The sequence below is a fragment of the bacterium genome (genome assembly GCA_024228115.1).
In the GTDB taxonomy this organism is placed as follows: Bacteria; Myxococcota_A; UBA9160; order UBA9160; family UBA6930.
The window spans coordinates 1-13,084 of sequence record JAAETT010000688.1 but is presented as its reverse complement, the minus strand read 5'-3'; the positions used below and the strand labels follow the sequence as shown (position 1 = coordinate 13,084).

General features: G+C 65.1%; 15 protein-coding genes. 11 read left to right on the top strand and 4 right to left on the bottom strand.

The window, feature by feature from the left end:
* Positions 1-152: 152 nt before the first annotated feature.
* Positions 153-749 carry a helix-turn-helix domain-containing protein gene (locus tag GY937_28580; GenBank protein MCP5060672.1) on the bottom strand — a complete coding sequence of 199 codons (597 nt, stop codon included), beginning with the start codon at positions 747-749 and terminating at the stop codon, positions 153-155.
* Between the two features lie 59 nt (positions 750-808).
* On the opposite strand from GY937_28580, the gene GY937_28575 reads away from it, so the two are divergent.
* On the top strand, positions 809-1,243 hold the full coding sequence (locus GY937_28575; protein MCP5060671.1) for a VOC family protein: 435 nt from the start codon (positions 809-811) through the stop codon (positions 1,241-1,243).
* A 34-nt stretch (positions 1,244-1,277) separates the two neighbouring features.
* Here the strand turns inward: GY937_28575 and GY937_28570 are convergent, their stop codons facing one another.
* Positions 1,278-1,652, bottom strand: coding sequence for a hypothetical protein (locus GY937_28570; GenBank protein ID MCP5060670.1), 375 nt, complete (start codon positions 1,650-1,652; stop codon positions 1,278-1,280).
* 228 nt (positions 1,653-1,880) lie between these two features.
* Here GY937_28570 and GY937_28565 point away from each other — a divergent pair, with 228 nt between their 5' ends.
* Genes GY937_28565 through GY937_28545 form a run of 5 tightly spaced genes read left to right on the top strand, consistent with a single transcriptional unit; the run spans position 1,881 to position 6,951 of the window.
* A complete protein-coding gene (locus GY937_28565) occupies positions 1,881-2,654 on the top strand; it encodes an enoyl-CoA hydratase (protein ID MCP5060669.1) in 774 nt (257 codons plus the stop codon).
* A gap of 43 nt (positions 2,655-2,697) precedes the next feature.
* A complete protein-coding gene (locus GY937_28560; protein MCP5060668.1) occupies positions 2,698-3,495 on the top strand; it encodes a TIGR03084 family protein in 798 nt (265 codons plus the stop codon).
* Between the two features lie 27 nt (positions 3,496-3,522).
* Complete coding sequence (locus tag GY937_28555; GenBank protein MCP5060667.1) at positions 3,523-4,716, top strand: acyl-CoA dehydrogenase; 1,194 nt, start codon at positions 3,523-3,525, stop codon at positions 4,714-4,716.
* A gap of 8 nt (positions 4,717-4,724) precedes the next feature.
* Positions 4,725-5,813, top strand: a complete 1,089-nt coding sequence (locus GY937_28550) for an acyl-CoA/acyl-ACP dehydrogenase (GenBank protein MCP5060666.1) — start codon at positions 4,725-4,727, stop codon at positions 5,811-5,813.
* Positions 5,814-5,832: 19 nt separating this feature from the next.
* Entirely contained in the window at positions 5,833-6,951 is a 1,119-nt protein-coding gene (locus tag GY937_28545; GenBank protein MCP5060665.1) for a nitronate monooxygenase, read from the top strand.
* An 11-nt stretch (positions 6,952-6,962) separates the two neighbouring features.
* Here GY937_28545 and GY937_28540 read toward each other — a convergent pair whose 3' ends face one another.
* Positions 6,963-9,341, bottom strand: coding sequence for a CoA transferase (locus tag GY937_28540; GenBank protein MCP5060664.1), 2,379 nt, complete (start codon positions 9,339-9,341; stop codon positions 6,963-6,965).
* Between the two features lie 231 nt (positions 9,342-9,572).
* Here GY937_28540 and GY937_28535 point away from each other — a divergent pair, with 231 nt between their 5' ends.
* From GY937_28535 to GY937_28515, 5 genes are read left to right on the top strand one after another with little or no spacing between them, the layout of a single operon-like run.
* The gene (locus GY937_28535) at positions 9,573-10,193 is read left to right on the top strand and encodes a TetR/AcrR family transcriptional regulator (protein MCP5060663.1); all 621 of its coding nucleotides are present in this window, start codon (positions 9,573-9,575) and stop codon (positions 10,191-10,193) included.
* Between the two features lie 31 nt (positions 10,194-10,224).
* Positions 10,225-10,800, top strand: coding sequence for a MaoC family dehydratase (locus GY937_28530; protein ID MCP5060662.1), 576 nt, complete (start codon positions 10,225-10,227; stop codon positions 10,798-10,800).
* Positions 10,797-11,222, top strand: coding sequence for a MaoC family dehydratase (locus GY937_28525; protein MCP5060661.1), 426 nt, complete (start codon positions 10,797-10,799; stop codon positions 11,220-11,222). The genes GY937_28530 and GY937_28525 overlap by 4 nt, the downstream gene beginning before the upstream one ends.
* A gap of 40 nt (positions 11,223-11,262) precedes the next feature.
* Complete coding sequence (locus tag GY937_28520) at positions 11,263-12,486, top strand: hypothetical protein (protein MCP5060660.1); 1,224 nt, start codon at positions 11,263-11,265, stop codon at positions 12,484-12,486.
* The gene (locus GY937_28515; GenBank protein MCP5060659.1) at positions 12,483-12,911 is read left to right on the top strand and encodes a Zn-ribbon domain-containing OB-fold protein; all 429 of its coding nucleotides are present in this window, start codon (positions 12,483-12,485) and stop codon (positions 12,909-12,911) included. The genes GY937_28520 and GY937_28515 overlap by 4 nt, the downstream gene beginning before the upstream one ends.
* A gap of 19 nt (positions 12,912-12,930) precedes the next feature.
* On the opposite strand, the gene GY937_28510 is transcribed toward GY937_28515, so the two are convergent.
* Positions 12,931-13,084: hypothetical protein (locus tag GY937_28510; protein MCP5060658.1), on the bottom strand; the 154-nt coding region annotated here is incomplete at its 5' end.

The following is a 13,084-nucleotide window of genomic DNA, read 5'->3' as shown; positions in this document are numbered from 1 at the left end:
GAGGCACGCCCCAAATTCTCGCCACGGAATGGGCATCGACCACCCAAAACGAAATCCGTCAGCGTCAATCGCCGCGCGGCACGCCGAAACCGTGGAAAGCCAGGTTCTCAGCCAACTTTCGTGCATAGTTCAGGCTAGGCGGGGCGCCTTCTTCAGCCACTCACCGGGGCAAAGCAGACCACGGTCACCGCCACCGCGGGCCGCCGCGAATCCAGGTTGCGGTAGGCATGCCGCTGGTCGCCGCGAAACACCAGGGAATCACCTCGAGCAAGCGTCCAATGCTCACCGGATGCAACGAGCTCGATCTTTCCGCGCTCACAGGTCAGGTACTCACGGGTGCCCGCCGTATGGGGCACCCCAGCCATCTGGCCACCGGGCTCCAGTTCCATCCGGGAGATGTCGAGACCGGGAATCGCCTCCGGAAGCAGTGGCCGCAACCTGGCGCCCTGCTTTCGCCGCTCCCGGACTTCGGCCGATTTCACGAGACGCGCCGCCGTGCGCGGAGCGCCGATCAGTTCTTCGATCGAAACTTGAAGTGCGGCGGCGGCGCGGCTGAGCACACTCAAGGTCGGATTCGCCGAACCGGATTCCAGGCTCGCCCAGGTCGGCCGGGGAACCCCCGAGAGCTGCGACATCTTCTGCTGGGAAAGGCCGCGCGCTTCGCGTAGACGCCGGATATTCGATGCGAGGTTGGTTCGCAGATCGTCCATATGGACGAAGAAGTAGCATCCTGATGTTAAACCGTCCATTCGGTTGTCTCACCAACCACGAGGGACGAAGCTCGAAGAACACACCAAGGAGATCCGTCATGAGTACCCGCCTCGAGCATGCAAACGTCGCCGTACGCGATGTCGATGCCACGATTCGCTTCCTCCAACTCGCGTTCCCAGACTACGCCGTCCGAAGTGAGGGCAAGACATGGCAAGGCTGGCGCTGGGTGCACCTCGGAACCGACGAGACCTACATCGCGGTCAACGAAGCACCCGTCGAACCGGCGGAGCCCTGGCGCTCCTACGCCGGAAAGCCCGGCCTGAACCACCTCGGGTACGAAGTGGATGACGTCGAAGCCCTGCGGCTTCGCCTCGCCGCAGCCGGCTACAAGGACACGACCGTTCCGAACGATCACCCCCACCGAAAGCGCGTCTACTTCACCGACTCCGAAGGGAACGATTGGGAGTTCGTGCAATACCTGTCGAAGGACCCTGCAGAGCGGAATGACTACGAGGTGCCGGACCCGACGTGAACCGTCGCGTTCCAGCAGCGGCCCGGCCCGCGCGTCAGCTCTTCTGACGCGCGGTGACCTTGATCTCCGCGCGTGCGCCCGGAATGACCAGCGAGGTGATCCCGATCCAGGTCGACGCGGGATAGGGTTCCTTGATGAACTCATCCTTGACCTTGGCCATTGCAGCAGCGTTCTCTGCCAGATCGACGATGTAGAGGGTGCTGTCCACGATGTCTTCGTAGCCGACGCCAGCCTCGCTCAGAACGACCCCGAGTGCAGTCCAGGCATTGCGGAACTCCTCCTCCGCGGAATCTCCCTGGCCCACGACACCCGAGCAGAAGATCAGGTCGTCGTGGCGAACCGCCGGCGCGAAGTGCCAATTCTCGTAGGTCTTGCGGGCGGAAACAGGAACAATGACATCGATTCCCATCGGGTTCTCCTTCGGTGTGTCGGACTCGGACCGGATCCTGGGTCAACTCGGAGGGCGGCGCAACGACGGAGATGCGAGCGGCGCGGACGCGCCCCGAGCCGTTGACGGCCGGGTAGCGAGTGAGGTAATAACGGACGGTTCATGTTTCCCATTGCTTCAACGGCCTCGAAAGAAGCCCGGAATGGCCTTCGCGAGCCCCACGCTCGCCTTCCATCCTGAGGAGAACCCATGGGCGAGGTGCGCATCGAAGCCACCAGCGGAATCCTTACGGTGACCCTCGCCGATGTGGAGAACCGGAACGCGCTCGGCGCCGTGGTGGTCAACGGGCTACACGACGCGCTCCTCCAGGCGAACGATGACGCGGAGATCCGGGCGATCGTGGTCACCAACGAGGGCTCGACGTTCTGCGCTGGCGCCAACCTGAAGCAGCAATCAGGCGCCGCGCAACAGATCCCGGCGAAGGTTGGCTTCGAGGAATTGATTGCCCAGATCCAGCAATCCCCCACGCCGGTGATCGGCAAGATCCGCGGCCACGTCGTCGGCGGAGGGAATGGTCTGGCCGCAGCCTTCGATATCGCCATCGCCCAGGACGATGTGAAATTCGGTTTCACGGAAGTCCGCCTCGGTGTGGCACCGGCGATCATCTCCGTCGTCTGCCTGCCCAAGATGAGACGTGGGGATGCCCTGGAGGCATTCCTTCGCGGCAACCGCTTCCCGGCCTCGAAGGCGGCGGAGTACGGTCTGATCAGCCGCGCGGTGCCCGAAACCGATCTCGACGCCGCCGTGGACGAAGTTCTCGGCGATCTGCGTCTCGGAGGTCCGAACGCTCTGGGCGTCGCCAAGCAGCTCGTCTACGAAGTGCCGACGATGGAACCGAAGGACGCGTTCGCACGCATGTCGGGCTTGTCCGCGGAGCTCTTCAGGGGCGAAGAAGCCGCCGCCGGCATGAAGGCCTTCTTGAAACGCGAGACGCCCCCTTGGGCCGGCGATCCTACGAAATAAACGGGATGGGCGGCGGCGGACGGGCCAGCGAGAGGAGCCAGCATTGCTGCAAGTAGTCACGGATTTCAGGGACGAAGTGGACGAACTCCACAGCTTCCTACAGACCCTGAAGCCCGAGCAATGGGAACGCGAGACCGCGTTCATGGAGTGGACACCGTGGGACGTCGTCGCCCACCTCCACTACTTCGACGTAGTATCGATGGCATCCCTCTCGGGAGAGGAAGCCTTCGCACCCGAGCGAAAGATCATCATCGACGGCGTCATCGCAGGCAGTACGAACAAGGAAATCGCTCGGAAACGTTTCGGAAAGCTCGACGTCGCAGAACTGCTCTCGGCATGGCATACCACGGCGCATGCTCTCGCCAAGGCTCTTGGCGACTCGGACCCCAAGCGACGGCTGCCCTGGTTCGGCCCGGACATGGGCGTGCCCATGTTCACGACGGCTCGCTACATGGAGACCTGGGCGCACGGCCAGGAGATCTACGATCTCGTCGGCGCCACGCGAGAGAACACGGATCGGATCAAGAACATCGCGACCATCGGCGTCAAGACGTTCGGCTGGACCTTCGTGAACCGAAAGGAAGAGGTGCCCGGTCCTCCTCCCTACGTGCGATTGGTGGCACCCTCGGGCGAAATCTGGGAGTGGAACGAGCCGAGCGACGATTCGGTGCGAGGGAGCGCCGTCGATTTCTGTCACGTCGTGACCCAGGGCCGCAACGTCCAGGACACGTCGATCGAGACCACCGGGCCGGTAGCGACGCAATGGATGGCGATCGCCCAATGCTTCGCAGGAGGGCCTGTGGAGCCGCCCGCACCGGGAACCCGCGGCCCCCAGCACTAGCCGACCGCGAACGAGGAAACAGACTTCATGGATCTCGAATTCGATGCGAGCTACGACGACTTCCGAAGCGAAGTGCGTGAGTTCCTCTCCAAGAACAAGCCTCCGAAGACCTTCGGCATGTCCGAAGAGGAAAAGCCGAGCCGCGTGGGCTGGCTCAGCCTGCTGATCGAGCACGGCTACTGGGCTCGGACCGTTCCGAAAGAGTACGGCGGCTACGGGGACTCACCCGATCTCCTCAAGACCGTGATCATGGACGAGGAGTTCAACCGGGTAGGCGTGGCCCGCGGTTTGAACGCGCAGGGCCCGTCCATGCTCGTCCCCACATTGCTCACCCACGGCAGCGAAGAGCAACGCAAGAAATGGATCGGGCCGACGATGCGCGGCGAGATCATCTGGTGCCAGGGTTACTCGGAGCCCGGCTCCGGGAGCGACCTTGCGAGCCTGCAGACCTCCGCAGTCGAAGACGGCGACGATTTCATCCTCAACGGTCAGAAGATCTGGACCAGCACCGCGGACATGGCCCAGATGTGTTTCATCCTCGTGCGGACCGAGCCCGATGCGAAGAAGCACGCAGGGATCAGCTACATCCTGATGCCGATGGATTCGCCCGGCATCGAAATTCAGCGCCTCGAAACGATGTCCGGGAGCATCGGGGAGAATTCGTTCAATCAGGTCTTCCTGACGGATGTCCGGGTACCCAGAGCGAATGTGGTCGGCAAGCGTGGTGAAGGCTGGAAGATCGCCAATACCACCCTCAAACACGAACGCAGCTCGCTGAACTCCAACGCCGAAGGCACCCTCGTCCGCCTTGCGAACCTGATGCAGAAGGAGACCATCGGCGGTGTTCCGGCGATGGCGAGCCCGCTCTATCGCGACCGCTTGATGAAGCTCCAGGCTCGCGCGCTCACGATGAAGCACCACGGAATGCGAATGCTCACCTGCAGCTTGAAGGGCGAACCGGCCGGTGTGGCCGGATTGATCGTCAAGCTGCAGAACTGCCAGCTAAGCTTCGATATGGCGGCGCTCGCGCTCGACGTGATGGGCGAACTCGGCGCGCTCTACGACCACTCGAAGTACGAGCGCGAGCGGGGCTATTGGCAAGCCCTCTCGATGTTCTCGCTGGGCTTGATCATCGGTGGCGGCACGGCGCAGATCCAGAAGAACATCATTGCCGAGCACGGACTCGGGCTCCCCCGTGAGCCGAAGCCGGCGAAGGCCTAGGAAACGATATGGATTTCGGACTCTCGGAAGAACATCTGCTCATCGAGCAGAGCCTTCGCGGCTTCCTCGCGGAAAACGTGCCGATCGAACGCGTCCGCGAGCTGCGTGAAGCGGACTGCCCCAACGATCGCTCGATCTGGAGCGCATTGGCCGAGCTGGGTTTCGCGGGCGTCCTCGTCCCGGAAGGCCAGAGTGGCAGCGGCCTGAGCCTGCTCGATGCAGCCCTCGCGGCCCAGGCGCTCGGACATGGCGCGACGCCCTCTCCATTCCTTGCCTCCGGAATCATGGCACCAACGGCCCTTGCCGCGGCAGGCGGATCCGCTGCGGACGCATGGCTCGAGGGAATCGGGAGTGGAGACCTCGTGATGGGCGTGGCGGTGACGGAACTGTTCTCGGTACGCGAAGACGCCGGCGTCCAGCAACGCGACGGTGCGCTCCACGGTAGCGCCATGATGGCGATCGACGCCTGCAATGCGGACCTCCTCCTCGTGGCGATCGACTCCGAGACCTTTGCCGTCGTGAAGACAGACGCCGCCGGACCCGAGATCACCCGCCTCGCGACGGTTGACGCGACCCGCTGCACCAGCGAAGTGGTGTTCGGCGGCGTGCAGCCCGAAGCGGTCTTCGAGGACGCGGGCGAAGCGATCCGCCGAATGCTCGAAGCCGGCCGCATTGCGCTCGCTGCCGATGTGCTCGGCGCCTGCGAGGCGATGATCGAGCAATCCGTAGCCTACGCGAAGGAGCGCAAGCAATTCGGCCGCTTGATCGGTTCGTTCCAGGCCGTGAAGCATATGTGCTCGGAGATGATCGCCGAGCTCGAGCCCGCGCGTTCGCTGCTCTGGTATTCCGCCCATAGCTTCGACGCGATGCCCGATGAAACGCCGCTGCTTGCCTGCCACGTGCTCGCACACCTTTCGGAGATCGGGCGAGAGATCGCGAGCGTCTCGACCCAGGTGCATGGCGGCATCGGCTGGACGGACGAGCAGAATCTCCACTTCTGGTTCAAGCGCATCGCCAACGCGCGTCATCTGCTCGGAGGCCCCGAGCACCTGCGTGATCAGGCCGCAAAACTCCAGGGCTTCGCCCCGGCCGCCTAGCCCATCCAAGAGAGGCAGCATGCACACCAAGCTCGCAGAGGAACTCGGTCTCGAGTTCCCGATCTTCGCGTTCACCCATTGTCGCGACGTCGCGGCCGCCGTTTCGAAGGCCGGTGGCCTGGGCGTGCTCGGTGTGGCGGGACATTCCGTGAAGGGCCTGAAGGTCGAGCTCGAGTGGATCGAGAACGAGATCGGAGACAAGCCCTACGGCGTCGATCTCCTGCTCCCCGCGAAATTCGTGGGCTCGGATCGCGGCGGTTTCGATGCGAGCCAGCTCGACGAGCGAATTCCCGAAGAGCACCGAAAATTCCTCGACGACCTGCTCACCCAGCACGAGGTTCCCACCCTCCCGAGCGATCACCAGCTTGCTGGGGGGCTTCAGGTCGGCTTCGAAGGCCAGCGCGAAGTGATCGAAATGGTCTTCGAACACAACATCAGCCTGATCGCTTCCGCGCTCGGGCCGCCGCCAGCCTGGATGATCGAGAAGGGGCGCGAGAAAGGCGTGAAGGTCGCCGCGCTCGCGGGCACGGTCGAGCACGCAAGGCGCCACGTCGAAGCGGGCGTCGATATCGTGGTGGCTCAGGGCTACGAAGCCGGTGGCCACACGGGCACGGTCTCCACGATGGTGCTCGTGCCGGAAGTCGTCGATGCCGTCAGCCCGGTTCCGGTGCTCGCGGCGGGTGGGATCGGAAATGGTCGCCAGATCACCGCATCCCTCGCGCTTGGCGCCCAGGGCGTCTGGTGCGGGTCCGTCTGGCTCACGACCGAAGAGGCCGAGACCCATCCGGTGGTGAAGAAGAAGTTCCTGAAGGCCGGTTCGAGCGATACGGTTCGGAGCCGGTCGCTCACCGGAAAGCCCGCACGGCAGCTGCGCAGTGCCTGGACCGATGCCTGGGAGGACCCGGCGAATCCGGCGCCCCTGCCCATGCCGCTGCAACCGCGGCTGGTCCAAGAAGCCCAGGCACGCATCAACCGCACCGCGCACAACAACCCGGGTGCCGAGCAACTGGCCAACTATTTCGTCGGCCAGATCGTCGGAACCATGAACCACGTGAAATCCGTGCGCACGGTGATGGAAGAATTCGCCGTCGAGTACGCCGACACGATGGAGCGACTCGACGAACTCGCCAGCGAGTAGCCCGCCAACCGTCAGACCCCTTCGGGCCGGTCTCCGATCACCTTCGCTACGACGAGGGCCTCGATCTCGTCGTCGTCGTAGCCGACCTCACGCAGGATTTCGTCGTTGTGCTGCCCCAGCATGGGCGCAGCCCGATCGAGCCAATGGTCGACGCTCGCGAATCGGAAGGGTGCGCCCATCGTGGCCTGGCGGCCGACCATCGGGTGCGTGACTTCTTCGAAGAACCCGTGCGCCAGGAGCTGGGGATGCTCCGCCAACGTGCGGGGATCCACGACCCGGGCTGCGGGGATTCCGGCGCCGACGAGCGCGTCGATGCAGGCGTCGCGTTCGCGCGCCGCGAAGAAGCGGCGAAGTTCTGCATCGATGGTGTCCTCGTGGCGGCGGCGATCGGACAGCCCAGAACCGATGCCCTCAGCCCAGTCGGGATGGCCAAGCCAATCGACGAGCGCTTCCCACTGGGCTTTCGTGGCGATCGACACAGCGAGCCACTGGGGGCTCATCGCTACTTCGTGGCCCTTGCAGGCATACAGGCCCTGAGGCGCAGCCGTCGGGCTCCGGTTCCCCTGGCGCTGCATGAGATGCCCGTGGGCCGTGTACTCGATCACCTGCTCGGCCGTGATGTTCACTGCAGCCTCGAGCATCGAGCACTCGACGAAATGGCCGCGGCCGTCATGGTCGCGCTCCGCCAGCGCAACCAGCAGCGCAAAGGCCGCGTGCATGCCGGCAATCGGATCGCAGGGGCCACGTTGGATGCGCGGCTGATCATCGACGTGCCCGGTCATCCAGGAAAGACCGGCCATCTGCTCCATCGTGGCTGCGAAGCCGACGAATTCACGCCACGGGCCGTCGAGCCCGAAGGCTGGCATGCGCAGGTAGTGACAGCGCGGGTTCCACGCCTGCACCTTCTCCCAGGTGACCCCGAATCCGTCCATCACGCGCGGGCTGAAGTTCTCGACGAGCACGTCCGCGCCGCTGATCAGCGACTCGAAGACTTCCATGCCCTTCGGCTGGGAGAGATCGAGGGTCAGCCCGCGCTTGTTCGAGTTGGCGGACAGGAAGATGAAGCTGCACTCCCACCAATCGTCGTGCTGCGCCGCGAACGTGCCGCCGACGGAACGGCTGCCGTCGATCCGTTGGACGGATTCGATGTGGATGACATCGGCGCCGAGCATGGCGAGCATCTGGGTGGCGATCGGACCCGCCCACCAGGCTGTCGTGTCGATGACGCGCAGCCCTTCGAGCGGAAGCCGCTTCCCGCGCGGTCCAGGCTCCGACCGGCGTTCGCGATGCTCGATGCGTCCCTCGTGCTCGCCGAGGCCGGGCGACCTGCGCGGCGACGCGGGCTCGACACCGTCGATGCGGTACGGAGGACGAGGGCGGAGGAAGCCCCCGGCCGGGTCTTCACTGTAGACGCCCCGCGCACGTAGCTGCGCCTGGTCGAGGACCGTCCGTCCATTGCAGATGGGGGCAACGGGAATGCGCAGCATCTGGGCGATCTCGATGATCTCGTCGCTATCGTGCTCGCGCGTATAGGCGTGGACGATCTCCTCCCACTCGTCGAGCCGGGACAACCGCTGGATGAACTGGTCGAACTCGCCGGTTTCGCGTAGATCGGGTCGGTCGATCATCAGCAGGAAGTCGGAAATCTGCTGGGCCGAGTAGGTCGTGAATCCGACGAACCCGTCTCGTGTGGGCTCGATGGACGGCGTCTCGAAGTTGGGGAGCGAGCCGACGGCGGGTGGACGGCCGAGGATGCCCCACATCAGATCGAGGTAACAATTCGTCACCAGGGCGGTCGCTGCGTGCAATGAGAAGTCGATGTGCTCGCCGTGGCCGGTCTCGCGCAATCGTCGCACGGCCGACAGGGCGACAACGGCCGCGAAGCAGCCCCCCGTCCACGCCGACACGTCGCCACCCGCCTGGTAGGGCTCTGCGTTCGGGCGGGCCCGGGCGCCGATCGACCCGCCCTCGGCCTGAAGCGTGAAATCGGTGGCGGGCCGATTCGACATCGGGCCACTCAATCCGAAGGGCGTGATCGAAAGGACCACGAGGCCCGGATGGCGCGCGCAGAGGGCGCCGCGGTCGTAGGCCCCGGGTGCGAGGTCTTCGATCAAGAGATCCGCGCCGATTAGCAGGGCTTCGAGCGAATCCGAGGGAACATCGTCAATCGTACCGACGACGCTCCGCTTCGAGGCATTGAGGAAACGGAAGAGCCCGCCGTCCTCACCCCCGAGATCGGCATCCGAGGCCGTCCAGCCGCGCAGCGGATCACCGCCGGCGGGCTCCAGCTTGATCACGTCCGCACCGGCATCCACGAAGAGCTTGCTGCAGTAGGGGCCAGCGATTCCGGTCGAGTGTTCGACCACCCGGATGTCCTTCAGGCCACGCACGTCATGCCGCCGATGCTCCCGCCCTTCTGGTAGATCACGAAATCGTCGAAGCCGCCCTGGCGCCTCGACCCGTTCACCGAGCCGAGCGAAGACGATCAGATCGATTGAATCGGACAGCTGTCTGATGTATCGTACGCCTGTCCGAAACGGTGGGCAACTACTTGATTCAGCGGGTGAAGTCGCTCGGGGCCCGGTGACACCACGACATCCAGTGAAGGGAGAGCCCGCAACGTGTCCAAGGCGCCCGTCGAGCTGCTCCAGACCTACCGCCGCGACCAGATCCTGAAGGGCGCCCGCGAAGTCATCAGCGAGAACGGATTCGAGCGATCGTCGGTCGATCAAATCGCAAAACGTGCCGGCCTCAGCCGAAGCACTGTCTACGAATACTTCCCCTCGAAGGACGAGATCCTGAAGGGCTGCTTTGCGGCACGCCGCGAGGCGCTCGCCGAGGTGCTCGCCCGACGCATCGATCGGGCCTCGGGGCTCGAACGGCAGCTCGCCGCCTTCTTCGAGGTCTGCCTGTCGCGGGTCGATCAGAACCGCGAGTTCTTCCTGGCGATCGCCTTCCCGATCCCGTTGTACGAAGCCACGACAGAGGAGGGGCCCGGGGGCACCGAGTTTGCGATGGTGCTGAAGAACTTCAACGACGAGATCGACCGGATCCTCGCCGATGGATTCAGCCGGGGAGAGCTCGCGGGCCCGATCGATCCGGCGGATCGCAACAGCCTGGGGACGCTGATCGTCGGAGCGATGGCGGCCCGCGGTCGGCTCGAAGCCCCTCCGCCGGTCGAGGAATCGGCCGCCTCCTTCGCGAGCTTCGCGCTTCGCGGACTCGGCCTCGCAACCCACTGAATCCAGCACGAATCAAAACCCAGGGAACACGATGGCCAACGAAGAAGTGGATGAACTCCGAGAGCGACTCGAAAGGTACGTAGGCCAGCCGATGGGCCCGCCGGCCGAGGCCCCCGATGCCGTGAACCTGCCGATGATCCGGCATTGGGTCGATGCGCTGGACGATCGTAATCCCGTGTATCTCGACGAGGCCGCTGCCGCGAAGAGCCGTTTCGGGGGAATCGTTGCGCCCCCCGCCATGCTCCAGGCCTGGACCATGCCCCGCCCGAAGATCGAGGGCATTGCCGAGCGGGGCGGCGCTCCGGGCGAGATCAATTTCGACAATCCGCTGCCGGTCCTGGACGAAGCCGGCTACGTGGGCACCCTGGCCACGAACTCCGAGCTCGAGTTCATCCGATACCTGCGGCCCGGCGATCGGCTGCACATCAAGCTCGTGATCGAATCCATCTCGAATCGCAAGACCACGGGCCTCGGGAAGGGCTATTTCGTCACTTGGGTGACCACGTATCTGGACGCGAGCGACGAGATCGTCGGGCACCAGCTCTTCCGCATCCTCAAATTCGACCCCAGCACCATCGACCCCAGTAAGTTGGGAGGCGCGTCATGAGCGTCGGTTCCTCGAGCCTCGGAATCTCGGTGGGCGACGAGCTGCCCGCCTTCGCACTTCCCGTCACCTCGACCGTGATCGTCGCCGGCGCCATCGCCTCCCGCGACTTCATGCCTGCACACCACGATCCCGAGTTCGCGCGGGCCCAGGGTGCGCCGGACCTGTTCATGAACATCCTCACCACCAACGGCTACGTGGCGCGCTACATCACCGATTGGGCGGGGCCCGAGACGATGGTGCGCAGCATTCGCATCCGTCTGGGCGGGCCCGCCGTGCCGGGGCAGGCGCTGCACTTCACGGGCCAGGTGACGAACGTCGCGGAGGAAGGCGACGAGCACGTGGTCGAGGTTTCCGTTCGCGCAGCCAACGACCTGGGCGACCATGCGACGGGTACCGTCGTGCTCTCGCTGCCAATCGCATGACCCACCTCGTGGAGGGCCGCCAAGTCATGGAGAACCAGACATGAGCCAGCGCAAGGCGCATATCGTCGGTGTCGGAGAGACACCCTACGCGCGCTGGGGCAAGATCGGCGACGTCACCGAACACGCTCTCGCATGTCAGGCCATCCTGCGGGCCGTCGAGGATGCGGGGCTCGACATGGACGACGTCGATGGACTCGCTTCCTTTGCGGAGGATCGCAACGAAGCGACCTTCCTGGCGGCCGAACTCGGGCTTCCCGCGTTGCGCTTCGCCAACATGGTGTGGCTGCCGGGAGGGGGCGGAGGCTGTGCCGCCGTCGGCAATGCCGCGATGGCGGTGGAGACGGGCCAGGCCGAAGTCGTCGTGGTGTACCGCTCGCTCTGCCAGGGGCAGTTCTTCCGCTTCGGAAGCGGAGGCGTGGATGCATCGGCTGCGCCCGATCCGGCACCGCCGACCGTTCAGGCTGCCAACTCGCTGATGCTCGCTTCGGTGGGCTTCGTGATGCCCTATGGCCTGCTGATGGCCGCGGCCGCCTACGCACTTCCGACGCGGCGACACATGCATCTCTACGGCACGACGAGCGAGCAGCTCGGAATGCTGGCCGTGACGTTCCGGGAGCACGCCAGCCGCAACCCGCGAGCCGTGATGGGCGGACGGCCGCTCACCCTCGCCGATCACCAGGCGTCACCCATGATCGCCGACCCGCACCGGCTCTTCGATTGCTGCCTCGAGAGCGACGGCGCCTGCGCGGTGGTGGTCACAACCGAAGAACGCGCCCGGGATCTCGCGAAGCGGCCAGTCGAGATCCTCGCGAGCGAGCAAGGCGCGCCGCAAGGTTACGGCTTCGGTCCCTTCTCGAACGCCAACGTGGCCGACGAGATCTACGCCACCGGCGGCACGGAAGAGCTGGCAAATCGCCTCTGGGGCAAGGCCGGCGTCGGCCCCAGCGACATGGACGTGGCGCAGATCTACGACCACTTCACCGGTTGCGTCCTCATGCAGCTCGAGGACTACGGCTTCTGCAAGCGAGGGGAAGGTGGACCCTTCATCGAGAGCGGTGCACTTTCGTGGCACGGCGGCAGCCTGCCCACGAACACCCACGGTGGCAGCTTGTCGGAGGCCTACATCCACGGGCTCAACCACGTCGTCGAGGGCGTGCGGGCACTGCGCGGCGAATCGACCAGCCCGGTCGAGGGCGCAGAGACCTGCCTCGTCACCAGCGGCGCCTGCGTGCCATCGAGTGCGATCGTATTGGGGAGAAGATGAGCGAACGTTTCTTTCCCGACGGGATGCCCCAGCCGCTGGCCGACAGCACGACCCTCCCCTTCTGGGAGGCCGCCGCAGAACATCGGCTCGTGGTGCAACGCTGCACGCCATGCGGCCACACGCGCCTTCCGCCGGCCCCTGTCTGCCCCGCCTGTCGCTCCACCGAGTCCGACTGGCAAGAGGTACCGGGCCGCGGCGAGGTCTACACATACACCGCAGTACATCGCCCGATGGCCGCGGGACAGGACCTCCCGTTCCTGATCGCGGTGATCGCGCTCGAAGACGCAGGCGGCGTGCGGATCATCTCGAATCTGGTTGATGTGGATCCCGACGCGGTAGAGATCGGCATGCCGGTGGAGTTGGCCTGGGAAGACATGAGTCCGGATCTCGCGGTTCCGCGCTTCCGGCCTTGCGCGGGGACGTAGGCAACCGCCCGGTTCTCGCTCAGGTAGACAGCGGCTCGATCACCTCGCGGCGAAATCGCTCGAGAATCGGCCGCAGCTCCGCCAGATCGCCGGTCGGCGGGGAGATCGTCATCCGGTCGACGCCCGCGCGCTGATAGCCCTGGCGACTTCCGGTTCGAGCGTCCCCACGCAGG